The sequence below is a fragment of the Streptomyces sp. NPDC037401 genome (assembly GCF_055602345.1).
This window is the reverse complement of record NZ_JBVJWO010000025.1, coordinates 34,865-60,754: the sequence shown is the minus strand read 5'-3', so window position 1 is coordinate 60,754 and position 25,890 is coordinate 34,865. Positions and strand designations below refer to the sequence as shown.

Genomic DNA, 25,890 nt, shown 5'->3' with positions numbered 1-25,890 from the left:
GTCACAGCGCGGTCAGCCAGGCCTCGGCCGCTTCCGGGGTCGGGGCGACCGGCACACCCGAAGGCACCGGCGGGCGGCGGACCAGGACCACTGGTACCCCCGCCTCCCGTGCCGCGGCCAGTTTCGGGGCGGTCGCCGCGCCGCCGCTGTCCTTCGTGACCAGTACGTCGATCCGGTGCTCGCGCAGCAGCGCCCGCTCCCCGTCGAGCGTGAACGGCCCCCGGTCCAGCAGACTTTGCGCCCGCGGCGGGACGAGCCCCTCCGGCGGGTCCACCGAACGCACCAGGAACCACAGGTCCGTCAGGTGCGCGAACGCCGCCAGTCCCGTGCGGCCCGTGGTCAGGAAGACCCGGCGGCCCAGCTCCGGCAGGCACCGCGCGGCGTCCGCGAGGGAGGCGGCCTCGTGCCAGTCGTCCCCGGGCACGGGCGACCACGCCGGGCGGCGCAGCGCCAGCAGCGGTACGCCCGTCGCGGCCGCGGCTTCGGCCGCGTGGAAGCTCATCCGCTCGGCGAACGGATGCGTGGCGTCCACCACCGCGTCCACCCGGTGCTCACGGATCCAGGCCGCGAGACCGCAGGGGCCGCCGAAGCCCCCGACCCGCACGTCACCCGGGGGCAGCACCGGCCGGGCCACCCGCCCGGCCAGGGAGCTGGTCACCCGCAGCGGCCGGCCGGGGCCGCCGGCCGCGGCGCGCTGCACCAGCAGCTCCGCCAGCCGCCGCGCCTCGGTGGTGCCGCCCAGGACCAGGACGTGGACGTCCGGATCCGCCCGGCGCGCGGGGTCTGCGGGATGCGCAGGGCGTGCGCTAGCAGACATGCCGGTCGCGCTCGGCCGAGTACAGGTGGCTGTCGCGGAACTGCTCCGCGCCCAGCGTCCGGCCGACCAGGATGACGGCCGTGCGGACGATGCCCGCCGCCTTGACCCGGTCCGCGATCTCGTCGAGCGTGCCGCGGATCACCAGCTCGTCCGGGCGGCTGGCCATGGCCACGACCGCGGCCGGGCAGTCGGCGCCGTAGTGCGGCAGCAGCTCCTCGACCACCCGGTCCACGTAGCGCGTCGCCAGGTGCAGCACGAGCAGCGCCCCGCTGCGGCCCAGCGTGGCGAGGTCCTCGCCCTCCGGCATGGGGGTCGCCTGCTGCGAGATGCGGGTCAGGATCACCGTCTGGCCCACCGTCGGCACGGTCAGCTCCCGCTTGAGCGCCGCGGCCGCCGCCGCGAACGCCGGTACGCCCGGGACGACTTCGTACGGAACCCCGGCGGCGTCGAGCCGCCGCATCTGCTCCGCGACCGCGCTGAACACCGACGGGTCGCCCGAGTGCAGCCGGGCCACGTCCTCACCCGCCTCGTGCGCCCGTACGAGCTCCCCGACGATCTCGTCCAGCGTGAGCTGCGCGGTGTCCACCAGCCGTGCGTCCGGCGGGCATTCGGCGAGCAGCTCCTGCGGGACCAGGCTGCCGGCGTACAGGCAGACCCGGCAGGCGGCGAGCGTGCGGGCGCCGCGCACCGTGATCAGGTCGGCGGCGCCGGGGCCCGCACCGATGAAGTACACGGTCATATGTGATCTCCAGGTGTGACATGTGACTTCGTGACGGACCACTGCGTGATCGGCATGGCCTGCCGCCAGCCGGTGAACCCGCCCACGGGGACGGCGTGCGAGACCGCCAGCTTGACCAGGTCGCCGCCATGCCGCCGGTACCAGTCGGCCAGCAGCGCCTCGGACTCCAGGGTCACGGTGTTCGCGACCAGCCGTCCGCCGGCCGGCAGCGCGTTCCAGCAGGCCGCCAGCAGGCCCGGCGCGGTCAGCCCGCCCCCGATGAACACCGCGTCGGGCGCAGGCAGGCCGTCGAGCGCCTCCGGTGCCGCACCCGTCACCACCTGGAGGCCCGGTACGCCGAGGCGCGCGGCGTTGCGCCCGATGCGCTCGGAGCGCACGGGGTCGCGCTCCACCGTGACCGCGCGGCAGGTGCGGTGCGTGCGCATCCACTCGATCGCGATCGAGCCGGAGCCGCCGCCCACGTCCCAGAGCAGTTCGCCGGGGGCGGGCGCGAGGGCGCCCAGGGTCACGGCGCGCACGTGCCGCTTGGTGAGCTGTCCGTCGTGTTCGTACGCCGCGTCGGGCAGTCCCGGCGTGGCCGCCAGCCGCAGCGCGCCCTCGGCGCGCCGGCAGTCGACGGCGATCACGTTGAGCGGGTCGCCCGCCGGTGCGTCCCAGCCGTCGGCCGTGCCGCCGTGCGCGTCCTCGCGCTCCGAGCCGAGCTGTTCGAGCACCGTCATCCGGCTGGGCCCGAAGCCCCGCTCCCGCAGCAGCGCGGCCACCTCGGCCGGGGTGCGCGCGCCCGCGCTGAGCACCAGGAGCCTGCGGCCGTGGTGCAGTTCGGCGGCCAGCCGGGCCGCGGGGCGGCCGACCAGGGTGATCACCTCGGTGTCCTCGGCGGCCCAGCCCAGCCGGGCGCAGGCGTACGAGAGGGAGGAGGGGTGCGGGAGCACCCGCAGCCGGTCCGCGCCCAGCTCCTCGCTGAGCGCGCGGCCGATCCCGTAGAACATGGGGTCCCCGCTGGCCAGTACGGCGATCCGGCGCCCGGCGTGCTCGGCGAGGAGCTTGGGCACGGCGGGCCGCAGCGGCACCGGCCAGGCGATCCGCTCGCCGGGGCATTCGGCGGCGGGCAGCAGGTCCAGCTGGCGGCCGCCGCCGATCAGCACCTCGGCCTCGGACAGGGCCTGCCGGGCCACGGGCGCGAGCCCCGCCCAGCCGTCCGCGCCGATCCCGACGACGAAGGTGGGGGATGACCCCGCGCGGGACGGGGACGCCATGGAGCTCACTGCCGGATACCTCGGGATCTGGAGGGGACAGATCCGCACTCTACTGGCCCGGCGGCGGACCCCTTCGGGTGGCCGGTCGGATGTGTCGTTACCGACAGTAAGGCCCGGTCGGGGCGGCTGTGGCGGCTGCCCGGAGGTCCTCGCCGGAGCCACCGCGCACCGGGCCCGGCGGCCCGGTTCAGCCGGCCGCGGTCAGGGCCTGCACCAGGGGGGCCAGCTCGGGGTGGGCGGCCGCCTCGTCCAGCGCTTCGCGCAGGGCGGTTCCGTTGGTCGGCCGGGCCTCGGCGAGCAGCCGGGCCCCCTCCTCGCTGACGTTGGTGTAGATCCCGCGGCGGTCGGTGGGGCACAGGTAGCGCGCGAGCAGCCCGCGGTCCTCCAGCCGGGTGACCAGGCGCGTGGTCGCGCTCTGGCTCAGCACCACCGCGTCCGCGACCTGCTTCATCTGCAGGTGGCCGCCCGGCCCGTCGTGCTGGCGGCTGAGCACGTCGAGGAGCGAGTACTCGCGCACGCTCAGTCCGTGTCCGGCCTGGAGCGCCCGCTCGATGTGGGACTCGATCCGCCCGTGCAGCAGCGACAGGGCGCACCAGCGCTGGGCCAGGCCGGTCATGGAGGGGTCGGTGGCGGTCATGTCTCCAATCTACCGCGCTTGCCAATAACCCGCGTGTGCAATTATTGTTCACGCCTGTAAAGAGCTACTGCAATCAACTGGGAAGGCTGAGGTCCATGCCTCTCGCGCTCCTGGCCCTGGCGATCGGGGCCTTCGGTATCGGGACGACGGAATTCGTGATCATGGGGCTGCTCCCCGAGGTCGCCGCCGATTTCGGGGTCACCGTTCCCACGGCCGGGCTGCTGGTGACCGGCTACGCGCTCGGCGTGGTCGCCGGCGCCCCGCTCATGACCGCGCTCGGCACCAAGGTCTCCCGTAAGCGGATGCTCATGCTGCTGATGGCGCTGTTCATCGCGGGCAACGTGCTCTCCGCCGTGGCCCCCGCCTTCGGGGTGATGCTGGCCGGCCGGGTCGTCGCCTCGCTCGCGCACGGTGCCTTCTTCGGGATCGGTGCGGTGGTCGCCGCCGAGCTGGTCGCCCCCCAGCGCCGGGCCGGCGCGATCGCCACGATGTTCACCGGCCTTACCGTGGCCAACGTCGTCGGCGTGCCGATGGGCACGTGGATCGGTCAGACCGCAGGGTGGCGTGTGACATTTCTCGGTGTCGCGGCACTCGGCGTCGTGGGCCTGCTGGGCGTCGCCCGGCTGGTCCCGGACCTGCCCCGGCCCGAAGGGGTCCGGCTCCGCCACGAGTTCGCCGCCTTCCGCAACGTGCAGGTACTGCTGGCCATGGCGATGACCGTGCTCGGCTTCGGCGGGGTGTTCGCCGCCGTCACCTACATCGCACCGATGATGACGAACGTCGCCGGCTTCGCGCCCTCGTCCGTCACCTGGCTGCTCGTCCTGCTCGGCCTCGGCATGGTCGCCGGCAACCTGATCGGCGGCCGGTTCGCCGACCGCGCCCTGATGCCCATGCTGTACACCTCGCTCGGCGCGCTCGCCCTGGCCCTGGGGCTGTTCACCGCCACCGCGCACCACAAGGCCGCCGCCGCGGTCACCCTGACCCTCATCGGAGCGCTCGGCTTCGCCACCGTCCCGCCCCTGCAGAAGCGCGTCCTCGACCAGGCCGCGGCAGCCCCCACCCTCGCCTCGGCCGCCAACATCGGCGCCTTCAACCTCGGCAACGCCCTCGCCGCCTGGCTCGGCGGGCTCGTCCTCGCGGGCGGCCTCGGCTGGACCGCGCCCAACTGGGTCGGCGCCGCCCTCGCCGCCTCCGCCCTGGTCCTGGCCGTGCTCTCCGGTGCCCTGGAGCGCCGCACCGCCCGCCGGTCCGCCGCGACGCCGGCCGCCGCACACCCGGAGGGTTCCCCCGTACCGGCCCTCGCCCGGCACTGAACCGGCACCTGCCGTCCTCCCCCGCTTCACCCAACTCCCCTACGCTCCCGGTGTTTTGACCATGGAACCTGGGGGAGTGGAGCATGACCGGACGGATACGTGCGGCGGCGGTCGCGGCCGGAGCGGTCCTGGCGCTGGGGCTCGCCCCGGCGGCGAGCGCCGGAGCGGCCGAGGACCCGGCGTACTCCGCCGGCACCGGCGTCGGGGTGCACAACGCCTACGAGAAGGCGAAGTACGCGTACTTCGCCGACGCCCTGGACTCCGGGGCCGGCCTGCTCGAACTCGACGTGTGGACCAACGTGTTCGGCAGTTCCTGGCGGGTCTCGCACAACAACCCGCTGGGCAACGACAACAACTGCGAGAACGCCGCCACCCCCGCCCAGCTGCGCACCAAGTCCCGCAACCAGAACCTGGCCGGCTGCCTCGCCGACATCCGCAGCTGGCACGACGCCCACCCCGGACACCGTCCGGTCGTACTGAAGATCGAGATGAAGGACGGCTTCCAGGCGAAGAACGGCCGCGGCCCGGCCGACCTCGATGCCCTCCTCGGCGCCAAGCTCGGCGACGCCCTGTTCCGGCCCGCCGACCTCGCCGCCGGGCACCCCACCCTCGACGCCGCCGTCCAGGCCCGCGGCTGGCCCGCCCGCTCCGCCCTCGCCGGGAAGTTCCTCGTCGAACTCATCCCCGGCACGGTGGAGGAGGGCAACGCCCTCGACACCCTCTGGACCGACCGCGAGTACGCCACCCACCTGCGCACCCTCGCCGCCGCCGGCCGCCTCGCCCAGGCCGCCGCCTTCCCCGCCGTCCACAACGCGGCCGCCGGCGACCCGCGCACCCGGTACGCCGACACCGCCATCCGCCCCTGGTTCGTGGTCTTCGACGGGGACGCCTCCGCCTACGCGGGCGGCACCATCGACACCGCCTGGTACGCCCGGCGCCACTACCTGCTCCTGATGACCGACGCCCACAAGGTCGCCCCCGCCATCGACGGCACCCGCCCGACCGAGGCCCAGGCCCGCGACCGCCTCGCCCTCCTCGCCGCCCGGCACGCCAGCCTGATCACCGCGGACTGGTACCCGCTGCCCGCCGTGGTGGGCACGGTGGTCCCGCGCGGCTGACAGCGGCCGCCCGCCGCGCCGGCTACGCGGCCAGCAGCCAGGTGATCACGGACAGGGACACCATCGAGCACACGGTGGACATCAGCACGGTGTCCCGGGCCAGGTCGGTGTCGAGCCGGTACTCCGAGGCGAAGAGGAAGGCGTTCTGGGCCGTCGGCAGTCCGGCCACCAGCACCACCGACAGCAGCGCGTGGCCCTCCAGCCCGAACAGCCACCGGCCCAGCGCGTACGCGAGCAACGGCTGCCCGGCGACCTTCAGCGCGACCAGGACCCGGCGCTCGGCCCGCCCCTCCGCGTCGGGCCGGGCCCGGGTGTGCAGCGACAGGCCCAGCGCGAAGAGCGCCGCCGGTACGGCCGCCCCGCCCAGCATCCCCAGCGGGCCGGTCAGCTGCGGCGGCAGCGTCCAGCCGGCGGCCGCCACCGCCAGGCCCGCGGCCGACGCCGCCACGATCGGATTGCGCAGCGGCAGCGTCAGCACCCGCCGCAGCCGCTCCCGCGACCCGCGCCGCACGTCCAGATCGATCAGCACGAGGATCAGCGGAGTGATCAGCAGGGTCTGGAACAGCGCTGCGGCGACGATGAACGACGTGTCCTCCAGCACGTGGACGGCCACCGGGATGCCCAGGTTCGCGGAGTTCACGTACGCCGCCGCCATCGAGGCGATCGCCCGGTCGCCCCGGCCGCGCCGGAACACCCGCCGCCCCAGCAGCTGCGCCGCGGCGAACACCGCGAGCAGGCTCACCGCGAACACGGCGATGCCCGGCCGGGCCAGATCGGCGGGCCGCGACCGGGACATCGTCAGGAACAGCAGCGCCGGCATCGCGAAGGTGAACGCGAACCGGCCGAGCACGGACTGGGCGTGCGGGCCGAGCACGTCGTACCGCCCCGCCGCCCACCCCACGCCCGTGATGGCCCAGATGGGCAGGAAGGCGGCGAATCCCGCAAGAACCCCGTGTGTCACGCCGCCAGCATGCCCGGCCGCCCGGACCGGCCGACGGGCGGGGGACCTCGGCGGTGCGGATCAGCCGAACGATCCGCTTTCCAGGTAGGCGACGGTGCCGGTGCGCCGCGCCTGCGCGATCGCCGCCAGGCGCGCGAAGCTCTCCGGGTCCATCTCGCGCTCCCACTCGGCCGTCGTGGCGACCTTGAACTCCGCATGCTCGTCCGGGTCCAGGACGATGCCCGCGATCTGCTCCCCGGTCAGCGTCCCGCCGTCGAAGATCACGCCCATGTGGTTGGCGGGCCATTCCTCGTCGCGCGGAGCCAGGAAGTGGAAGCCCAGCAGCCGCGGTTCGCCGCGGAAGACCATCCCGGTCTCCTCCCTGCACTCCCGCACCGCCGTCTGCCACGGGGTCTCGCCCGCGTCCATGTTGCCGCCCGGCCACTGCCAGTTCGCGGCGCCGTCCTGCGTGCCGTACGTCGCCCGCAGCTGGAGCGGCCGCCCCTCGGTGTCGGTGAAGTACAGGCAGGCGTAAGCGGTGTTCTGCGGCAGGGTGGCGATGTACTCGCGGGGCGGCAGCCAGGTGTTCGTCATGGTCGGCTCGCTCTCGGCTCGTCGGCGGCTGAGTCCGCCGGCGGCGCCGCTCGCGCGTGCCGCCGGCGGGTCCAGCCTGCCAGCTCCGTACCGCCCGCCACGGGTCCGCCGGGCGGCCGTTCCCCGCGTATCCGCCGCCTACGCCATCATCATGGTGCCCAGGCTGGCGGGCGAGACGGCGGAGGGCGCCATCCGCAGCTGGATGATCGCGCGGACCGCCGGCCACTCGTCGTCGAGGATCGAGTAGAAGGCGGTGCTGCGGACCTCGCCGTCGAGCCCGCGGGAGTGGGCCCGCCGGACGCCCTCGCAGGTCGCGCCGAGCCGCTCGATCGCCACCCGGGAGCGGGTGTTGCGGGCATCGGCGCGCAGCGAGATCCGGCGTACGCCCCAGGTGTCGAAGGCGTGGCGCAGCATGAGCAGCTTCGCCTCGGTGTTGATCCCGGTCCCCTGGGCGCGGGCCGCGAGCCAGGTGTTCCCGATCTCGGCCGCGTCCGGCACGGCGGCGACCGGATCCCCGTACGGGACCCCCGGCACGGCGGGCCACACCAGCGGCCCCTGCCAGTAGTCGAGTTCCAGGAACCGGGTCGATCCCACGACCCGTCCGTCCGCGGTACTGACCACGGCGAAGGGCAGCGACCGGCCCGCCGCCTGATCGGCGAGCGCACGGGCGATGTACTGGTGAGCCGCCTCCGGGCCGTGGGGCACCGGAGTGAAGGCATAGGTCGTACGATCCTCCGCGCCGGCTTCGGCGAGTGCCTCTGCGTGATGCGCTGCGAGGGGCTCCAGCCGCGCTACGCGGCCGGTGAGGACTACGGGTACGGGCACTGAGCCTCGGTCCTTCGAGGAGTCGGAATGCCTCCCACCGGATCGCGGCTGAGGCTGGTGGGACAGTGTGCGACAGCCACATCCCGGAGTGGGAAAAGAGAAGGTAAAGGGCGGTGGTCAACCAGGTGAAACCAACCGTTCGGACGTGCATGCGCCCAGGGCGGCCACGGCGGTCGCTGCGGGCGCCCGCAGGGGGTTGCCGGGCGCGGCCCCGGGGGGTGCCTCCCGTAGAGTCGACGGGTACGTCCCGTACCCGGACCGAGGCCCACCGACCACGAGGAGCAGCCGTGACCGACCCGGCGTCCACCGCCCTGCAGCAGGAGATCGCCCGCGAGCTGGAGGTGTCCGAGACCTTCGACGCGGCCGCGGAGATCGAGCGCCGCGTGGCCTTCCTCGCCGAGCGGCTGACCTCCACCGGTCTGCGCTCCCTCGTCCTCGGCATCAGCGGCGGAGTGGACTCCACGACCGCCGGCCGGCTGTGCCAGCTCGCCGTGGAGCGCGCCCGCGCCGCCGGCCACGAGGCGGTCTTCTACGCCATGCGGCTGCCGTACGGCGTCCAGGCCGACGAGAAGGACGCCCAGCTCGCGCTGTCGTTCATCGCGGCCGACCGCGTCCTGACGGTCGACGTGAAGCCCGCCAGCGACGCGGCCCTCGCGGCCTCGGTGGCCGCCGGGGTGACCTTCCGCGACGCGCACCACCAGGACTTCGTGCAGGGCAACATCAAGGCCCGGCAGCGCATGATCGCGCAGTACGCCGTCGCGGGCGCCCACGACGGGCTCGTGGTGGGCACCGACCACGCCGCCGAGGCCGTGTCCGGCTTCTTCACCAAGTTCGGCGACGGCGCCGCCGACCTCGTCCCGCTGACCGGGCTCACCAAGCGCCGGGTGCGCGCCGTCGCGGACCGGCTCGGGGCCCCCGTGGAGCTGGTCTGGAAGACGCCCACGGCCGACCTGGAGACCCTCGACCCGGGCAAGCCCGACGAGGACGCGCTGGGTGTCACGTACGACGACATCGACGACTTCCTGGAGGGCAAGCCGGTCGGCGAGGACGCCTTTGCGTCGATCGTGCGCCGCTACCGCCTCACCGAGCACAAGCGCCGCCTGCCCGTCGCCCCCTGACCGGCCCCGTCGCAACCGCCCCCGCCGCCGGCCGGCGCCGGCGCCGGTGCACGTGCACGTGCACGTGCCCGTGTCCGCGTCCGTCGGCCGGGCCTACGTCTGCGGATGCTCCGTGGGCACGCACAGGACCGGCAGCGGGGACAGGTGCAGCAGCTTGTGCGGCGTCGAGCCGAGCAGCGCGCCGCGGATCGGGCTCTCGCCCCAGCTGCCCACCACGATGACCCGGCCCCGGTGCCGCTCGGCGGCTTCCAGCAGCGCCTGGGCCGGCTTCGCGTCCACGATCTCCACCGCCGAGGGGACCCCGGCCTCGTCGGCGGCCGCCACGGCGTGCGCGAGCGCGCTGCGCCCGGTCTGCCGGATGGCCTCCTGGTGCACCCGGTACTCCTCGCCGACGCCGCCGGGGGCGGCCGCCCCGTACACCAGCACCAGCGGCTCCCCGAAGGCGGCCGCCACCTCGATCGCCACCCGCAGCGCGCGCTCCGCACCGGGCGACTCGTCGTATCCCAGGACCACAGACATCTGCGCGACCCCTCACGGCTTCCTGCGGCTGACGAGGGCCGGGTCGGCCACCCCGGGGCGCTCCTGCCAGTAGACGCCCGACCGCAGGCGCCAGAACAGCATCACGAGCACACCGGTGACGGCGATCCCGATCCCGATGATCAGCGGCGGCCCGAGGCCGAACCACGAGACGCCGCTGTACGAGTTCTCCGGGTCGGCCATGTCGCCCACCGACTCGACCAGCAGCCAGCCGAGCAGCAGCGCGCCGACCACCGGCCCGAGTCCGATGAACAAGAAGTTGTGCAGGCTCTCGGTCAGATGCCGGCGGTAGTAGATCGCGCAGGCCAGGCCGGTGAGCGCGTAGTAGAAGGAGATCAGCAGCGACAGCGCGGTGAGCGAGTCGAAGAGCGCGTTCTCGCTGATCTGGTTGACGACGAGATACCAGCCGATGGCGATCCCCGCCACCCACCAGGTGCTCACGTCGGGGGTGCGGAAGCGCGGGTGGATGTGCGCGAGCCCGCCCGGGAGCGCCTTGCGGCGGGCCATGGACAGCGCGGTACGGGACGCGGGGATGATCGTCGTCTGCGTCGAGGCCAGCGCCGAGGTGCACACGGAGAGCAGCACCACCCAGTCCCAGCCGCCCATCACCTCGTGGGCGAGCACGGCGAAGATCGCCTCTTCCTCGTCGGCGTTCTCGGCGAGGAAGGCCGGACCGGCGTACGCGACGACGGCGATGCCCACCGACAGGTAGGTCACCAGCAGCACCACGGTCGACCACAGGCCGGCCTTGCCGGGGGCCGTCGCGGAGTCCTTGACCTCTTCGGTCAGGTTGACGGCGGATTCCCAGCCCCAGTAGATGAACACGCCCAGCAGCAGGCCGCCGGTGAGGGCCGCGCCGCCCGCACCGAACGGATTCAGCCAGTCGAAGGCGGGCTCCACCTCGTCCAGGGTGCTGGTCCCCGCGTAGACCTTGTAGACGGCCACGACGGCGAAGACGAGCAGGAAGAAGACCTGGGCGAGGATGAGGACGTTCTGCACGTGCGCCGACATCTCCGTGCCGATCACGCACAGCGCCGTCATCACGATGATCACGAGCACGGTCAGCGACTGCCGGACGAGGTCGTTGCCCGCCGCCCCGTCGAGACCCGCGGCGAGCAGGCCGAACTGCACGGCGACGTCGGCCAGAGACCCGATCACCAGGACGCCGGTCATCGCGATGGCCCACCCGCCGAGCCACCCGGCCCACGGGCCCATCGCCCGGGTGACCCAGGAGAACGTCGTCCCGCAGTCCTGGTCGACCTTGTTGAGGTAGTAGAAGGCCGTGGCGATCAGCAGCATCGGCACGAAGGACGCCAGCATCACGCCCGGCGCGTAGATCCCCACGAGCGCCACGATCGGCCCGATCGCGGCGGCCAGCGAATACGCCGGCGAGGTGGAGTTCAGGCCGATGACGAGCGCGTCCAGGAAGCCGATCGCATCGTGCTTGAGCTCGTCGGCGTGCGGTGCCTCGCTCGCGCTGTCCTGGCTCATGTACGCATCGTCACGCACCCGCGCCCGCCCCGCATGGCGGGATGCCGCACCCGGGTGGGCCGTACTTCCGGTGGGCTAAAATGAACACTTTACGGCCGCACGGGAACTCGCTCGCTGCGCGCGATACGAGGATGGTTCTCCGTGAACGACACCGCCGCCGCGCCGCTCCCGGTGACCCGGTTCGACGAGCTCGGTCTCCCGAAGCCGCTGCTGAAGAAGCTCACCGACCTCGGTGTCACGGAGCCCTTCCCCATCCAGGCGGCGACCCTGCCCAGCGCCCTGGAGGGCCGCGACGTACTGGGCCGCGCCCGCACCGGCTCCGGCAAGACGCTCGCCTTCGGCCTCGCGCTGCTGACCCGTACGCACGGCCGCCGCGCCGAGGCGAAGCGGCCGCTCGCGCTGGTCCTGGTCCCCACCCGCGAACTGGCCCAGCAGGTCACCGAGGCCCTCACGCCGTACGCCGACGCGCTGCGGCTGCGCCTGGCGACCGCGGTCGGCGGTCTGGCGATCAACCGGCAGGCCGTCGCCCTGCGCGAGGGCGCGGAGGTGCTCGTCGCCACCCCGGGCCGCCTCAAGGACCTCGTGGAGCGCCGCGACTGCCACCTGGACCAGGTCGGGATCACCGTCCTCGACGAAGCCGACCAGATGTGCGACCTCGGCTTCCTGCCGCAGGTCACCGAGGTGCTGGAGCTGGTACGGCCCGACGGTCAGCGGATGCTGTTCTCGGCCACCCTGGACCGCGACGTCGACCTGCTGGTCCGCCGGTACCTGAAGGACCCGGTGGTCCACTCCGTCGACCCCGCGGCCGGCGCGGTGAACACGATGGAGCACCACGTGCTGCACGTCCACGGCGCGGACAAGTTCGCGGCCGCCACCGAGATCGCCGCCCGCGACGGCCGGGTGATCATGTTCCTGGACACCAAGCAGGCCGTGGACCGCTTCACCCGCCACCTGCGCGACAGCGGGGTCCGCGCGGCGGCGCTGCACGGCGGCAAGTCCCAGCCGCAGCGCTCGCACACCCTGGACCAGTTCCGCAAGGGCGCGATCACCACGCTGGTCGCCACCAACGTCGCCGCCCGCGGCCTGCACATCGACGAGCTCGACCTCGTGGTCAACGTCGACCCGCCGGCCGACCACAAGGACTACCTGCACCGGGCCGGCCGTACGGCCCGCGCGGGGGAGACCGGCAGCGTGGTCACCCTGGTGACCGCGGGCCAGCGCCGCGACGTGGCCAAGCTGATGTCGGAGGCGGGCATCCGCGCGAAGACCACCCAGGTCCGCTCCGGCGAGGCCGAACTGACCCGCATCACCGGCGCCCAGGCCCCCGCCCGCCCCGCCGCGCCCAAGCCCCAGCGGGCCTTCAACGGCCTGGGCACCCGCCCGGCCAAGGAGACCCGCAAGCAGGCGGAGGCCCGCAAGCAGGCCGAAGCCCGCAAGGCCGCCCGCGTCCGCCGCGGCAGCTGACCCGCCCGGCCCCCGCAGCCGTGCCGCGCGGCCGGCCCCGGCAGAGGCCGCCCGCACGCCATCCGGACTGCGCGTGCGGCGTCGCGGACCTACGCTGATCGGGTGACCGGGGTTGCGCCGCGTGCGGCAGTCGGCGGTCGGCCCCGGCTCCCACGGGAGGTGGCTCGATGTCCGTACTCCGGGCAGCCGCGGTCCGCAGCGCGGCCGCAGGCGCCGTCGGCGTGTTCGTGCTCGCGGGAGCGGGCACCGCTGCTGCCGGTGACAACGGCCTCGCCGACAAGAGCGCGCAGGTCATCGCGGACGCGTCCCGCGAGGCCATGTCCGGGGCCACCTCCATGCGCATGGTGGCCGAGCTCACCGACGAGACCGGCACCACCGCACTGGACCTCCGGTTCGACGTGCAGGGCAACTGCGTCGGCACCGTCACGCCCCCCGGCAACTCCGGCCATGCCGACGTCGTCAAACGCGGCAAGGACGTCTGGATGAAACTGGACGAGGACCTGCTGCGCGCCCAGGTGCCCGGCCCGGCCGCACAGGACGCCATCGCGCTCATCGACGGCCGCTACCTGCACGGCACCACCGACAGCATCCTGCTCAAGGACTTCTCGGAGTTCTGCGACCTCAACTCCTTCAAGAGGGAGTTCTCCTCCGCGCCCGTCAACGAACAGCTGACCAAGGGCTCCCGCACCACCGTCGACGGCCGCCCCGCCATCACGGTCACCAGCCGGCACGACGGGGAGACGAGCAGCCTGCAGGTCTCCACCGAGGACGAGCCGTACCTGCTGCGCGCGCAGGGCACCGACAGCGAAGGCGAGAAGATACGGGCCGTCTTCTCCGACTTCGACGAGCCCGTACCGGCCGAGACCCCCGCGCCCGCCGACTCCGTCGACCTCTCCCAGCTCCGATAGCCCCCGCCGGCAAGTCCGCAAGCCTGCGGCGAATGGCGCAGAACCAACCTCCGGCCGCGGCCCGGGCGCCCGCCCATGGCAGCATGAGCCGCAACGCTGCCGTGTGGAAGGGGAGTTCGGTGACGGGCATGCACAAGGGACTGGCCAGGGTCGAGGTGGCCGTGCGGTGGGATCCGAGTCCGACCGGGACGCCCCCGCACGACCTCGACATCGTGGCGGCCGTCTACGCCGCCGACGCCCCGCACGGGGACGCGGTGTACGTCGTGCACTTCGGGAAGCGCTCGCCCGACGGGACCATCACCCTCAACCGGGACAGCCGCACCGGCCAGGGCCTCGGTTTCGACGAGGTCATGACCCTCGAACTCGACCGCATGGAACCGCGGTTGCAGCGCGTGGTGGTGGGCGTGGTGATCCAGGGCGACGTCCCCGGCCGGACCTTCGGCGCCATCGGCGGCACCGCCGTACGGATCCGCGAGGGATACGAGGAACTGGCCACGGACGACTTCGCGGGCGTGCCCGGCGCCACGGCGGCGACGGTCGCCGAGTTCACCCGCGACGACCGCGGCGCGTGGTCGCTGCACGCCGGCACGTACGGCTTCGACAACGGCCCGGAGGAGTTCGCGGCCGCCATGGGCAGCGCCCACCGCAACCGCCCGGCCGGCGCCCCGTAGGCAGCGGACGCCTGCACCCGGCTGCCGCCGCCCACCGCCGCCGCCCGCCCCACCGGCCCCGGCCTGGGAGACTGGAGACATGGATTCCGCGGCTGGGTCGCGGTTCGTCCGCGAGGCCCTCGCACGGTGGGACTGGGCGGATGCCTACGACGCCCTGGTCGAGGCTGACCGGCAGGCGCCGCTCGGCCCGGACGACCTGGAGCGGCTCGCCCTCATGGCCCACCTGACCGGCCACGACCAGGTCGGCGAGGACGCCTGGACGCGCGCCCACCACGCCTGGCTCAGCCGCGGCGAGACCACCAGGGCCGTGCGCTGCGTGTTCTGGCTCGGCCTGGATCTGGTACTGCGCGGTCAGTGGGCCGGCAGCACGGGCTGGGTGGCCCGCGCCCGCCGGCTGCTGGCCGCGGAGGCCCCCGGCACCGTCGAGGACGGCTACCTGCTGGCGGTGGAGGGCCTGCGGCTGAGCCTGGCCGGGGAGGCCGAGCCCGCCCGCGAGACCTGCCAGCGGGTCCTCGACTGCGCGGTCCGCTTCCACGACGCCGAGCTGGGACTTCGAGGCGAACCGCGCCGACATCGAGGGCGGCTACCTGGCCACCCTGCGCCGCGTGCCCGCCTTCGCCGACCGGATCGCCACGGCCACCCGTACCGGCCGGCTGGCCGGCACCGCCGTCGCCAACCACTTCCGCGTCCCCTACGGTCGGGGCTGGGCCCTCGTCGGCGACGCCGGCTACCTGAAGGACTTCATCACGGCCCAGGGCATCCAGGACGCCTTCCAGGACGCCGAACTGTGCGCGCGGGCCCTGGACGAGACGTTCGCCGGCCGCCGCCCCTTCGGCGAGGCGATGCGCGGCTACCAGCAGGCCCGGGACGAACGGGTCATGCAGATGTACGAGTTCACCGCGGACATGGCGAGTCTCGACCCGCCCCCGCCCGAGATGCAGCAAATCCTGGCCCGCGTCGCCGAAGACCAGGACACCATGGACGGCTTCGTCCGCGTGAACGCCGGCCTCACCCCTCCCGGCGCCTTCTTCTCCGACCCCCGCCTGACGGCCGCTCCCCAGCCCGTGCCGTGACCCCGCACGGTGTGCGTAGGCGTCCCCCGAGACCTACCCTGGAAGGGAATCTCTGTGCCCGCCGGATTCGGCGGGCACATCGAGCCGGGCGTCCGTAGGGAAGAACGTTCCCATGGATCTCAACACCATCACCGAAGTCATCCGGCGACCGTCCGAGCGTCCGGGTGCCGACTGGCGCGAGGGCGACGCGTGGCTCGCGGGCGGAACGTACCTCTTCTCCGCCGAGCAGCCACACCTGCGCCGCCTGATCGACCTCACGGCACTGCGCTGGGACCCCCTCGTCCCGGGCGAAGCGGGCCTCGAGATCGGCGCGACGTGCACCATCCGCGACCTCTACGGCTTTGTGCCACCGGGTGATTGGGCCGCGGGCCCGCTCTTCGCGAAGAGCTGCGAGGCGTTCCTGTCCTCTTTCAAAGTCTGGAACGCCGCGACCGTCGGCGGCAACATCTGCCTCTCCCTGCCTGCCGGCCCGATGATCACCCTGACGGTCGCGCTCGAAGCGGAATACCGACTGGAAGCTCCTGACGGCCCCGCCCGCACCGTCGACGCCCTCGACTTCGTGACCGGCGACAACCAGAACGTGCTCGCCCCCGGCGAGATCCTGCGGCGGGTCGACATCCCGGTGCGGGCACTCAGGAAGCGCACCGCGCACCGCCGGTTCTCGCTGACCCACCTCGGCCGCTCGACGGTGTTCCTCGTCGGTACGCGCACGCCGGACGCGAACGACCTGCTGCTCACCGTCACCGCCGGCACCACACGGCCCGTACGCATGGCGTTCGACACCATGCCCGACGCCGGAACACTGCAGCAGAGCATCGACGTCATCCCCGCCGACGTCTGGTTCGCCGACCCCAACGGCACCCCGGAACACCGCCGGCACCTGACGAAGCACTTCGCCGAGGAGATCCGACGCGAACTCGTGGACGGGGACCCGGCATGACGTACCTCGTGAACGGCAAGAGCTTCGACGAAGAACCCCACCCCGGCCAGTGCCTGCGCACGTTCCTCCGCTCCCTGGGCCACTACGGCGTCAAGAAGGGCTGCGATGCGGGCGACTGCGGCGCGTGCACGGTGTGGCTGGACGGCGATCCCGTACACAGCTGCATCACCCCCGCCTTCCGGGCGGACGGGCACAGGGTGACGACGATCGAGGGGCTCGGGACACCCGGCAGCCTGCACCCGATGCAGCGGCAGTTCCGCGACGCCCCGGGCTTCCAGTGCGGCTTCTGCACCGCCGGGATGATCATGACCTCGGCGACGTTCACCGAGGCCCAGAAGGCCGACCTGCCACGGGCGTTGAAGGGCAACCTCTGCCGCTGCACCGGCTACCGCGGGATCGAGGACGCCGTCAAGGGCGTCACCGGCATCGAGACGGCCGCGCCGGGCAGGGCCGTGGGGACGAGCGTCGGCGCACCGGCGGCCAACGACGTCGTGACCGGCCGCGCCGAGTTCACCATGGACACCCGCACGGACGGCATGCTGCACCTCAAGGTGCTGCACTCGCCGCACGCGCACGCCCGGATCGTCTCCGTCGACAAGACCGCCGCACTCGCGGTCCCCGGCGTGCACCGTGTCTACACCTGGGAAGACGTGCCGCGCAAGCGCTTCACCACGGCCATCCACACCGACCACCTCGTCGACCCGGACGACACCTTCATCCTCGACGACACGGTCCGCTTCGTCGGCCAGCGCGTCGCCGCGGTCCTGGCCGACACGGTCGGGGCGGCAGAAGAGGGCTGTCGGCAGCTCGTCGTCCGCTACGAGCCGCTGCCGGCGGTGTTCGACCCCGAGGAGGCCATGGCCGAGGGCGCGCCGCAGCTGCACGCAGCGGGGGACGACCCCTTCGCCCGCGACCCCCTGCGCAACGTCCTGCTGGAGATCCACTCGCACATCGGCGACGTCGAGGCGGGCTTCGCCAGGGCGGACGTGATCCACGAAGGCACGTACTTCTCACCGCGCGTGCAGCACGCACACCTCGAAACCCACGGCTCGATCGCCTGGATGGAGAACGGCCGGCTGAACGTCCGTACCAGCTCGCAGTCCCCGTCGATCGCGAAGGTCAAACTCGCCTATCTCTTCGCGCTGCGCCCGGACCAGCTCCGCGTGTTCTGCAAGCGCGTCGGCGGCGGCTTCGGCGGCAAGCAGGAAGTGATCTCGGAGGACCTGGCCGCACTCGCGACCCTGGACACCGGCCGGCCCGTCTCCTTCGAGTACACCCGCGAGGAGGAGTTCACCACGGCCTCGCCACGGCACCCGATGAAGATCACGGTCAGGCTCGGCGCGAAGGCGGACGGGACGCTCACGGCCTTCCAGGTCCGCAACGTGTCGAACACCGGCGCCTACGGCAACCACGGCGGCGAAACGCTGTACGCGGGCGGCGCCGCCGTCATGCTCTACCGCTGCCCGAACAAGAAGTACGACGCGTTCTCCGTCTACACGAACACCGTTCCCAGCGGTGCACTGCGCGGTTACGGCATGACGCAGCCGGCCTACGCCGTGGAATCGGCGATGCACGAACTGGCCCTCGCCCTGCACCTCGACCCGCTCGAGCTGCGGCGACGCAACATCGTGCGGCCGGGAGACCCCCTCGTCGCCCTGCACGACGGCCCCGACGACGTGATGTTCACCGAGGACGGCCTCGCGAAGTGCATCGACCTGGTGGACGCCGCCATGGCCCGTACCGCCGGTCAGCCGTCTCCCGGCCCCGGGTGGCTCGTCGGCGCCGGCGTCGCGAGTTCACTGCACGAGACCGCGCCACCGACCGAGCACATCTCGGAGGCCTGGGTCACGCTCGGCGACGACCTCATGTACGAACTGGCCGTCGGCACCGTCGAATTCGGCGAGGGGACGTCCACGGCCCACGTCCAGATCGCGGCCAACCAGCTGGGCACGACACCGTCGCGGATCCGCCTCGTACAGTCCGACACCGACCGTACGGGATTCGACACCGGCGCCTTCGCGAGCGCGGGACTCTTCGTGTCGGGCAACGCCGTCCTGCGCGCGGCCAATGCCGTGCGCGACCGCATCCTGGAGTTCGCCGCCGCGCACACCGGCGTCCACCTCGTGATGTGCTCGATGGACGACGAGGGCGTCGTCTGCGGTGACCGGCGCGTGTCGCTGGCCGAGCTCGTCGCCCTGGCCCGGGCGCGCGGAATCCGCTTCACGGCCGCCCGCAAGGCCTACGGCTCGCCGCGCAGCGTCACCTCAAACACGCAGGGGTTCCGCATCGCCGTCCACCAGGTGACGGGCGAGATCCGCATCCTCTACAGCGTCCAGGCGACCGACGCCGCCGTCGTCATCAACCCCGCCCAGGTCCGGGGGCAGGTGGAAGGCGGCGTCGCCCAGGGCATCGGCTTCGCGCTGACCGAGAACTACCTGGTCGACGCGGACGGCGCCATGGTCAACCCGAACCTGCGCAACTACCGCATCCCCACCTACGCCGACGTGCCGCGCACCGAGGTCCTCCTCGTGGACTCGACGGACTCCTTCGGCCCCATGCGCTCGAAGGGGATGGCGGAATGCTGCATCAACCCGGTGGCCCCGGCGCTGGCGAACGCGCTCCACGACGCCACGGGCGTCCGCTACCGCGCCCTGCCGCTGACCCCGGAGCGCATCTACGGCCGGCTCGACGAAAGCCAGACGGCGCAGACGACGGCCTGAGCGATGAACACCAAGAGGTTCCAGGACACCGCGGCGACGGCCATCATCGGCCAGCGGGTCCTGCCCGGGGCGGAGCGCGACTACGAAATGTGGCAGGAGGACGTCAACGCCGCCGCCGCCCACTACGCCGGCTTCCTCGGCGCCGAGAACTCCCCTCCGACCGCCCTGCAACCCGACTGGGTCGTGGTCTACCGCTTCGACTCGATCGCCCACCTGCAAGCGTGGATCAACAGCGCGACCAGGCAGAAGTTCCTCGACCGGGGCAACAGGTACTTCGACGGCCCCGCCACCCAGCAGGTGGTCAGCGGCGGCACGCAGCCCACGGACCCGCTCGTGACCGTGGTCGTCACCCACCGCGTCCACCCGGGCAGCGTCGACGACTTCCTCGCCTGGCAGCACCGCATGAGCCAGGAGGAGGGCAAGTTCGAGGGCTTCCGCGGAACCGAGATCTTCCGTCCGGTCGAGGGCCTCCAGGACGAGTGGACCACGCTGTACCGCTACGACAACGCCGAGCACCTCGACGCCTGGCTCACCTCGGCCCGCCGGCAGGAACTCCTCGCCGAGGGAAAGAAGTTCAACGACTTCAAGCTGCGCACGATCGACAACTCCTTCGGCAGCTGGTTCGCCTTCGACGAGAACGGCAGGGAAGCCCCGCCGCCGTCGGAGACCAAGACCTCCATCGCGGTCTGGGTCGGCCTGTACCCGACCGTCGTCCTGCTGTCGCTCGCCCTGCACCCGCTGGGCATGCCGTTCTGGCTCGGACTGCTCGTGGGCAACCTTCTCTCCAGCTTCATCATGAGCTTCTTCACGATGCCGTACTACGTGAACCGCCTGCTCGGGCGCTGGCTGCGCCCGCCCCCGGACGAATCGCGCGTGAAGACCAACCTCGTCGGCCTCGCCGTCGTCGCCGCGGTGACCGTGTTCTGGGCGGTCCTCTTCTACGTCGTCACAACCCGGATCTGGACGCTGCCCTGAGCGGCGCGCACCTGCGAAAGGGAACTGCCGTGATCACCACCGACTTCGTCCCCGGCTCCCCCTGCTGGCTGGACCTCGGAGCCCCCGACGTCCCGGCCGCGGCGGCGTTCTACGGCGCGGTCCTCGGATGGGACTACGAGTCCATGGGGGAGGGGGAGGGGGAGGAGATGGAAGGCGGGATGTTCAAGAAGGACGGCAAGATCGTCGCCGGGCTCGGCAAACTCACCGAGGAGGGCGCCCGCCCGGCCTGGATGATCTACTACTGCACCAGCGACGCGGACGCCACGACCCGGGCCGTGGAGAGCGCGGGCGGCACGGTACGGGTGGCGGCGCGGGACTTCGACGACTACGGCCGGATGGCGCAGTACAGCGACCCGCTGGGCGGCCAGTTCGCCGTCTGGCAGCCCGGCAGGGACAAGGGCGTCGACCTGGTGGACCAGCCGGGCTCGCTGTCCTGGACCGAGCTGTACACGAGCGACGCGACGGCCGCGAAGGAGTTCTACGGCGCGGTCTTCGGCTGGCAGTTCAGCGACATGGACCTGCCCGGCGGCGGGGGCACGTACTCCCTCATCACTCCCGCCGGCCTTCCCCAGGAGCGCATGCACGGCGGCCTGATGGAGCTCGGCAAGGAGGAGCTCGCGCTGGCGAACGGCCGCCCGTACTGGCACCCGGTCTTCGCCGTCACGGACTGCGACGCCGCAGCCGCCAGGGTCACCGAGCACGGCGGCACCCTCCAGATGGGCCCGGAAGACGCAGAAGGCGTGGGCCGCCTGGCGGTCTGCCTGGACCCGTCGCAAGCGGACTTCGTCCTCCTGACCCCAACCCCGCCCCCGACCTCCACCTGACCCCTACAGCCAGTCGCGCTTCTTGAAGATCACGTACAGGCTCACGCAGACGACTGCCATCAGCAGGATCGCGAAGGGGTAGCCGCCGGCCCACTTCAGCTCGGGCATGTCCTCGAAGTTCATGCCGTAGATGGTGCCGACCAGGGTGGGGGCGAAGAGGATGGCGGCCCAGGAGGAGATCTTCTTGATCTCCTCGTTCTGTTCGAAGCCCGCCTCGGCGAGGGCGCGCATTTCGGCGTTCTGTTGTTGGGTGACCAGGGTGGCGTTGACCGTGAGGATGTCGGTGAGGGCCTGGCGGAAACCGTCGACGCGTTCGCTGGTGTGGGTGACGTGGTCGGCGACGTCGCGGAGGTAGCGCTGCAGTTCCTCGTCCGTGCCGTACTTCGCGAAGCCCGCCATCAGGCCGTGCAGCATGCCCACCAGGGGGCGGGTCGCGCGCTGGAACTCGACCATTTCGCGGGACAGTTCGTAGATGCGGCGGGAGACCTCGGGGTCGCCGCGGAAGACCTCGGTCTCGATCTCGTCGATGTCGATCTGGACGCCCTCGACGACCGGGGCGTAACCGTCGACCACCGCGTCGAGGATCGCGTACAGGACCGCCTCCGGGCCCAGGGCCAGCAGCTCCGGGGTCTCCTCCATGCGGCGGCGGACCGCGGAGAGGTCCGGGGCGGCCGCGTGGCGGACCGTGATCAGGAAGTCGGGGCCGAGGAAGACGTGCAGTTCGCCGAAGTCCACCTCCTCCGGGGCGTCCAGGTAGCGGGCCGCGCGCAGGACCACGAAGAGGGTGTCGCCGTAGCGCTCCAGCTTTGGGCGCTGGTGGGCTTCGAGGGCGTCCTCGACGGCCAGCGGGTGGAGGTTGAACTCGGCCGCGAGGGAGTGGAGTTCGGACTCGGTCGGGCGGTGCAGGCCGATCCAGGCCATGCCCTCGGGCTGCTCGCGCAGCCGGCGGAAGGTCTCCGCCAGGGTCGCGGGGGAGGCCACCCGGCGTCCGTCGCGGTAGAGGGACGCCTCGACCACGCTGCGGTGGTTCTCGTCCGGGGGCGGGGCGGCCGCCGTGGGTGCGGACACCGGGGGCGGCTCGGTCGGCGGAGTCTCGCCGCCGGCCGGGGGCGCCGGCGGGCGGCGCCAGGCGTACTTGCGGGGCACGGGTGAGGGGCGGCGGCCACGGCTCTCCGGCATCGCGGTGTCACCTTCCCGGTCGAACGTGCGTCGTGTGACACCGAGCAGGATATACGGACGAAACGGGCCCGGGGTGACCTCCCGGCCACCGACGGATTCCGCGGCATCGCGGACAGGAATCGTCCGCAATGGGGGATAGCGTGGCCGTCATGGACACCCGGACGAACACCGTGCTCAGCCCCCGCGCCCTGGGCCGCGCCACCCTCTCCCGGCAGATGCTCCTCGGCCGCGCCGAGACGACCGCGCGGGAGGCCGTCGCCCACCTCCTCGGCCTTCAGGCGCAGAACGTGAAGCCCCCGTACTTCCAGTTGTGGTCCCGCATCGCCGGATTCGACCCCCGCGAGCTGTCCGACCTGATGGAGTCGCGCGAGGTGGTCCGCATGGTCACCATGCGCTCCACCATCCACACCCACACCGCCGAGGACGCCCTGCTGCTGCGGCCGCTCGTCCAGCCCGCCCGCGACCGCGAGGTCCAGTACTTCCGCAAGGGGCTCGACGGCGTGGACCTGGACCGGCTCGCCCGGATCAGCCGCGAGCTGGTCGAGGCCGAGCCGCGCACCATGGCCCAGCTGCGCGAGGAGCTCCTGAAGGAGTGGCCGGAGGCCGACCCGCAGTCCCTCTCCGTCGCCGCCCGCTGCCGCCTCCCGTTGGTCCAGGTCACCCCGCGAGGGCTCTGGGGCCGCTCCGGGCAGGTCCGGCTCACGACCGTGGAGCACTGGCTCGGGGACGCCGCGCGCGCCGCCGCCGCCGGCGCCGTCCCCGACCTCGACGGGACGGTGCTGCGCTACCTGAACGCCTTCGGCCCCGCCTCCGTACAGGACATGCAGACCTGGTCCGGGCTCACTCGGCTGAAAGAGGCATTCGAGCGGCTGCGGCCCCGGCTGCTGGCCTTCCGGGACGAGAACGGCGTCGAGCTCTTCGACCTGCCCGACTCCCCCCGCCCCGACGAGGACACGCCGGCGCCGGCGCGCTTCCTGCCGGAGTTCGACAACCTGCTCCTCTCCCACGCCGACCGCAGCCGTGTCGTACCCGCCGGGATCAAGGGCCGCACCTGGAAGGGCAACCAGGCGTACTGCGTCTTCCTCCTGGACGGCCTCCTCGCCGGAGTGTGGCGCCTGGACCAGGACAAGGACCGCGCCGAACTCGTGATCGAGCCCTTCGGGCGGATCACCGCAGCCGAGCGCGAGGAGCTGGCGGAGGAGGGCGCGCGGATGCTGCGCGAGATGACCGCAGCCGAGAAGCACGCGGTCCGCTTCGCGTCAATCACCGGCTGACGCCGCACTGGTGACGGACCGTCCCCGACCGGCACGATGCTCACGAGGCACGGGTACGGGCACGGCCGCGGGCACGGGTACGGAGGAGGGCGCATGACGGACAGGGCGAACGCAGAGAGCGCAGGCGGCGCAGCGATCAGGGCGGATACGGCGGATACGGGTGAACCGGACGCGACCGCGCGCTTCCGGGAAGCCCGCGACTTCCTGCTGGCGCACCGGGAGGACTACGCCCGCGCCTACGCCGGCTTCGAATGGCCCCGCCCCGAGCGGTTCAACTGGGCCCTCGACTGGTTCGACCGCCTCGCCGACGGCAACGACGCCACCGCCCTCCACATCGCCGAGGAGGACGGCACCGAGGAGCGGATCTCCTTCGCCGGGCTGGCCGAACGCTCCGACCGCGTCGCCAACTGGCTTCGCGCGCAAGGCGTGCGGGCCGGCGACCGCATCGTCGTCATGCTCGGCAACCAGCGCGAGCTGTGGGAGAGCGCCCTCGCCGCGATGAAGCTGCGCGCCGTGGTCATCCCCGCCACCCCGCTGCTCGGCCCGCACGACCTGCGCGACCGCATCGAGCGCGGCCGGGCGCGGCACGTCCTCGTCCGCGCCGAGGACGCCGCCCGGTTCGACGAGGTCCCCGGCGGGTACACCCGGATCGCCACCGGCGCCGAAGTCCCGCACGGCTGGCTGCGGTTCGCCGACGCCTACCGTGCCGACCCCGCCTTCACCCCCGACGGGCAGACGCGTGCGTCCGACCCGCTGATGCTGTACTTCACCTCCGGTACGACCGCCCGCCCCAAGCTCGTCGAGCACACCCACGCCTCGTACCCGGTCGGCCACCTGTCGACGATGTACTGGATCGGACTGCGCCCCGGAGACGTGCACCTCAACATCTCCTCGCCCGGATGGGCCAAGCACGCGTACTCGAACCTCTTCGCCCCGTGGAACGCCGGGGCGACCGTCTTCATCCACAACTACACCCGCTTCGACGCCAAGCGGCTGATGTCCGAGATGGACCGCGTCGGGGTCACCAGCTTCTGCGCCCCGCCCACCGTCTGGCGGATGCTGATCCAGTCCGACCTGACCCAGCTGCGCACCCCGCCCCGCGAGGTGGTGGCTGCGGGAGAGCCGCTCAACCCCGAGGTGATCGACCAGGTGCGGCGGGACTGGAACGTCACCGTCCGCGACGGCTTCGGGCAGACCGAGACCACCCTCCAGGTGGGCAACTTCCCGGGCCGGCCGGTCAAGCCCGGCTCGATGGGGCTGCCCGCGCCCGGGTACGTCATCACCCTGGTCGACCCGGCCACCGGGCTCCCCGCGGCGGACGAGGGCGAGATCTGCGTCGACCTCGCCCCCGGTCCCGTGGGCCTGATGACCGGCTACCGCGGCGACGAGGAGCGGACGGCCGAGGCGATGGCCGGCGGTTTCTACCACACCGGCGACATCGGGTCCCGGGACTCCGACGGCCACCTCGCGTACATCGGGCGGGCCGACGACGTGTTCAAGGCCTCCGACTACAAGATCTCGCCGTTCGAGCTGGAGAGCGCGCTGCTGGAGCACGAGGCGGTCGCGGAGGCCGCCGTGGTCCCGGCGCCGGACCCGCTGCGGCTCGCGGTCCCGAAGGCGTACGTGTCGCTGGCCGCGGGGTGGGAGCCGGGGCCGGAGACCGCGCGGGTGCTGTTCGCGCACTCCCGGGCCGTGCTCTCCCCGTACAAGCGGGTCCGCCGGATCGAGTTCGCCGAGCTGCCGAAGACCGTGTCCGGCAAGATCCGCCGGGTGGAGCTGCGGGAGCTGACCGCGCGGGGCGCCGGGGAGGAGTACGACGAGGCGGACCTGAAGTGAGGGCCGGGCCCGGCGTCCCCGGGCCCCCACCCGGCGTCCCCGGGCGGGGGCGCCGGGCCCGCCTGCCGCCGTCAGACCGGCAGGACGGCCTCGATCGCGGCGATGACCTCGGGGGACTCCGGCTCGGTGCGCGGGCGGAACCGGTTCACGACCTCGCCATCGGGCGAGATCAGGAACTTCTCGAAGTTCCACTGGATGTCGCCGGCCTCGCCGTCCGCGTCGGCGTGCTTGACCAGCTCGGCGTAGAGCGGGTGCCGGCCGTCGCCGTTGACGTCGGTCTTCTCCAGCATCGGGAAGGTGACGCCGAAGCCGGTCGCGCAGAAGGTCTGGATGTCGTCGGCCGTGCCGGGCTCCTGGCCGCCGAACTGGTTGCACGGCACGCCGATGACGGTGAAGCCCTTCTCGGCGTACGCGAACTGGAGCCTGGCCAGCCCGGAGTACTGCGGCGTCAGCCCGCACTGGGAGGCCGTGTTCACCAGCAGGATCGCCTTGCCCTTGTGCGAGGCGAGGCTGGTCGGCTCGTCGGACAGCGTGGTCAGCGGGATGTCGTACAGGTTCAAGGCGTCTCCTCGGCAGGATGCTCGTGCGCCTTCGATGATGCCTGATCCCGCCGCGGTCCT

Annotated in this window: 24 protein-coding genes; 13 read left to right on the top strand and 11 right to left on the bottom strand. The window is 72.7% G+C overall.

The features are described 5' to 3' along the window. Position 1: 1 nt before the first annotated feature. The 4 genes from ACZ7H1_RS25135 to ACZ7H1_RS25120 form a co-directional block, all read right to left on the bottom strand. Positions 2-817 carry a cobalt-precorrin-6A reductase gene (locus ACZ7H1_RS25135; RefSeq protein ID WP_470789867.1) on the bottom strand — a complete coding sequence of 272 codons (816 nt, stop codon included), beginning with the start codon at positions 815-817 and terminating at the stop codon, positions 2-4. Continuing rightward, positions 807-1,556, bottom strand: coding sequence for a precorrin-4 C(11)-methyltransferase (gene cobM / locus ACZ7H1_RS25130; protein WP_470789866.1), 750 nt, complete (start codon positions 1,554-1,556; stop codon positions 807-809). The genes ACZ7H1_RS25135 and cobM overlap by 11 nt, the downstream gene beginning before the upstream one ends. Continuing rightward, the gene (gene cbiE / locus ACZ7H1_RS25125; protein WP_470789939.1) at positions 1,553-2,812 is read right to left on the bottom strand and encodes a precorrin-6y C5,15-methyltransferase (decarboxylating) subunit CbiE; all 1,260 of its coding nucleotides are present in this window, start codon (positions 2,810-2,812) and stop codon (positions 1,553-1,555) included. Before cbiE ends, cobM begins: the two co-directional genes overlap by 4 nt. A 187-nt stretch (positions 2,813-2,999) precedes the next feature. After that, positions 3,000-3,449 carry a MarR family winged helix-turn-helix transcriptional regulator gene (locus ACZ7H1_RS25120; protein WP_470789865.1) on the bottom strand — a complete coding sequence of 150 codons (450 nt, stop codon included), beginning with the start codon at positions 3,447-3,449 and terminating at the stop codon, positions 3,000-3,002. 95 nt (positions 3,450-3,544) lie between these two features. Here ACZ7H1_RS25120 and ACZ7H1_RS25115 point away from each other — a divergent pair, with 95 nt between their 5' ends. Further along, positions 3,545-4,762, top strand: a complete 1,218-nt coding sequence (locus tag ACZ7H1_RS25115) for an MFS transporter (RefSeq protein WP_470789863.1) — start codon at positions 3,545-3,547, stop codon at positions 4,760-4,762. 83 nt (positions 4,763-4,845) lie between these two features. After that, positions 4,846-5,880 carry a phosphatidylinositol-specific phospholipase C domain-containing protein gene (locus ACZ7H1_RS25110; protein WP_470789861.1) on the top strand — a complete coding sequence of 345 codons (1,035 nt, stop codon included), beginning with the start codon at positions 4,846-4,848 and terminating at the stop codon, positions 5,878-5,880. Positions 5,881-5,902: 22 nt separating this feature from the next. Here ACZ7H1_RS25110 and ACZ7H1_RS25105 read toward each other — a convergent pair whose 3' ends face one another. The 3 genes from ACZ7H1_RS25105 to ACZ7H1_RS25095 all read right to left on the bottom strand — a co-directional run bounded on the left by ACZ7H1_RS25105 (position 5,903) and on the right by ACZ7H1_RS25095 (position 8,239). After that, positions 5,903-6,841, bottom strand: coding sequence for an AEC family transporter (locus ACZ7H1_RS25105; RefSeq protein ID WP_470789860.1), 939 nt, complete (start codon positions 6,839-6,841; stop codon positions 5,903-5,905). Between the two features lie 60 nt (positions 6,842-6,901). Then, complete coding sequence (locus ACZ7H1_RS25100) at positions 6,902-7,414, bottom strand: NUDIX domain-containing protein (RefSeq protein WP_470789858.1); 513 nt, start codon at positions 7,412-7,414, stop codon at positions 6,902-6,904. 138 nt (positions 7,415-7,552) lie between these two features. Further along, on the bottom strand, positions 7,553-8,239 hold the full coding sequence (locus ACZ7H1_RS25095) for a GNAT family N-acetyltransferase (protein WP_470789856.1): 687 nt from the start codon (positions 8,237-8,239) through the stop codon (positions 7,553-7,555). Between the two features lie 287 nt (positions 8,240-8,526). Here ACZ7H1_RS25095 and nadE point away from each other — a divergent pair, with 287 nt between their 5' ends. Then, positions 8,527-9,357, top strand: a complete 831-nt coding sequence (gene nadE, locus ACZ7H1_RS25090) for an ammonia-dependent NAD(+) synthetase (RefSeq protein WP_470789854.1) — start codon at positions 8,527-8,529, stop codon at positions 9,355-9,357. A gap of 93 nt (positions 9,358-9,450) precedes the next feature. Here the strand turns inward: nadE and ACZ7H1_RS25085 are convergent, their stop codons facing one another. Then, complete coding sequence (locus ACZ7H1_RS25085) at positions 9,451-9,876, bottom strand: universal stress protein (RefSeq protein WP_470789853.1); 426 nt, start codon at positions 9,874-9,876, stop codon at positions 9,451-9,453. A 12-nt stretch (positions 9,877-9,888) separates the two neighbouring features. Next, entirely contained in the window at positions 9,889-11,385 is a 1,497-nt protein-coding gene (locus ACZ7H1_RS25080) for an APC family permease (protein ID WP_470789851.1), read from the bottom strand. Positions 11,386-11,526: 141 nt separating this feature from the next. Here ACZ7H1_RS25080 and ACZ7H1_RS25075 point away from each other — a divergent pair, with 141 nt between their 5' ends. The 8 genes from ACZ7H1_RS25075 (at position 11,527) to ACZ7H1_RS25040 (ending at position 20,981) form a co-directional block, all read left to right on the top strand. Then, on the top strand, positions 11,527-12,849 hold the full coding sequence (locus tag ACZ7H1_RS25075; RefSeq protein WP_470789850.1) for a DEAD/DEAH box helicase: 1,323 nt from the start codon (positions 11,527-11,529) through the stop codon (positions 12,847-12,849). Between the two features lie 167 nt (positions 12,850-13,016). Next, entirely contained in the window at positions 13,017-13,757 is a 741-nt protein-coding gene (locus tag ACZ7H1_RS25070) for a hypothetical protein (RefSeq protein ID WP_470789848.1), read from the top strand. A 119-nt stretch (positions 13,758-13,876) separates the two neighbouring features. After that, the gene (locus ACZ7H1_RS25065) at positions 13,877-14,428 is read left to right on the top strand and encodes a TerD family protein (protein WP_470789938.1); all 552 of its coding nucleotides are present in this window, start codon (positions 13,877-13,879) and stop codon (positions 14,426-14,428) included. Between the two features lie 605 nt (positions 14,429-15,033). Continuing rightward, positions 15,034-15,501 (top strand): NAD(P)/FAD-dependent oxidoreductase, encoded by a 468-nt coding sequence (locus ACZ7H1_RS25060; protein WP_470789846.1) that lies wholly within the window; start codon positions 15,034-15,036, stop codon positions 15,499-15,501. A 112-nt stretch (positions 15,502-15,613) separates the two neighbouring features. Then, positions 15,614-16,441 carry an FAD binding domain-containing protein gene (locus ACZ7H1_RS25055; RefSeq protein ID WP_470789845.1) on the top strand — a complete coding sequence of 276 codons (828 nt, stop codon included), beginning with the start codon at positions 15,614-15,616 and terminating at the stop codon, positions 16,439-16,441. Beyond that, positions 16,438-19,161, top strand: a complete 2,724-nt coding sequence (locus ACZ7H1_RS25050; RefSeq protein ID WP_470789841.1) for a molybdopterin-dependent oxidoreductase — start codon at positions 16,438-16,440, stop codon at positions 19,159-19,161. The genes ACZ7H1_RS25055 and ACZ7H1_RS25050 overlap by 4 nt, the downstream gene beginning before the upstream one ends. A gap of 3 nt (positions 19,162-19,164) precedes the next feature. Beyond that, complete coding sequence (locus ACZ7H1_RS25045) at positions 19,165-20,136, top strand: antibiotic biosynthesis monooxygenase (protein WP_470789839.1); 972 nt, start codon at positions 19,165-19,167, stop codon at positions 20,134-20,136. Between the two features lie 29 nt (positions 20,137-20,165). After that, positions 20,166-20,981, top strand: coding sequence for a VOC family protein (locus tag ACZ7H1_RS25040; protein ID WP_470789837.1), 816 nt, complete (start codon positions 20,166-20,168; stop codon positions 20,979-20,981). 3 nt (positions 20,982-20,984) lie between these two features. Here ACZ7H1_RS25040 and ACZ7H1_RS25035 read toward each other — a convergent pair whose 3' ends face one another. Beyond that, positions 20,985-22,160, bottom strand: a complete 1,176-nt coding sequence (locus tag ACZ7H1_RS25035; protein WP_470789835.1) for a magnesium and cobalt transport protein CorA — start codon at positions 22,158-22,160, stop codon at positions 20,985-20,987. A 149-nt stretch (positions 22,161-22,309) separates the two neighbouring features. Between ACZ7H1_RS25035 and ACZ7H1_RS25030 the strand changes: the two genes are divergently transcribed. Both ACZ7H1_RS25030 and ACZ7H1_RS25025 read left to right on the top strand, forming a co-directional pair. After that, positions 22,310-23,434 (top strand): winged helix DNA-binding domain-containing protein, encoded by a 1,125-nt coding sequence (locus tag ACZ7H1_RS25030; RefSeq protein ID WP_470789833.1) that lies wholly within the window; start codon positions 22,310-22,312, stop codon positions 23,432-23,434. Positions 23,435-23,527: 93 nt separating this feature from the next. Further along, a complete protein-coding gene (locus ACZ7H1_RS25025) occupies positions 23,528-25,270 on the top strand; it encodes an AMP-binding protein (RefSeq protein ID WP_470789831.1) in 1,743 nt (580 codons plus the stop codon). A 71-nt stretch (positions 25,271-25,341) separates the two neighbouring features. On the opposite strand, the gene ACZ7H1_RS25020 is transcribed toward ACZ7H1_RS25025, so the two are convergent. After that, positions 25,342-25,830, bottom strand: coding sequence for a glutathione peroxidase (locus ACZ7H1_RS25020; RefSeq protein ID WP_470789830.1), 489 nt, complete (start codon positions 25,828-25,830; stop codon positions 25,342-25,344). Between the last annotated feature and the right edge of the window lie 60 nt (positions 25,831-25,890).